The sequence below is a fragment of the Streptococcus mitis genome (assembly GCF_946190155.1).
Taxonomy (GTDB): Bacteria; Bacillota; Bacilli; order Lactobacillales; family Streptococcaceae; genus Streptococcus; species Streptococcus mitis_CL.
The window spans coordinates 1-234 of sequence record NZ_CAMHZL010000138.1 but is presented as its reverse complement, the minus strand read 5'-3'; the positions used below and the strand labels follow the sequence as shown (position 1 = coordinate 234).

The following is a 234-nucleotide window of genomic DNA, read 5'->3' as shown; positions in this document are numbered from 1 at the left end:
TTTTGCACTTGTTTCTCTTTCAGATACAATGGGGATGTTGCCTTTCTCATCTCAGAAAGTATCTGCTCAAGAAAAGGATGCGTCTAAGAATGGTAAGATTGTAAAAGAGAATACAAAACCCGCACCAAAACCCGCACCAAAACCCGCACCAAAACCCGCACCAAAACCTGCGCCGAAGCCAGCACCAAAACCTGCGCCGAAGCCAGCATCAAAACCTGCGCCGAAGCCAGCATC

General features: G+C 48.3%; 1 pseudogene. It reads left to right on the top strand.

From position 1 onward, the window contains the following. Window positions 1–234 (top strand): annotated as a pseudogene (locus tag N8O80_RS09645) (N-acetylmuramoyl-L-alanine amidase family protein); the annotation flags it as partial.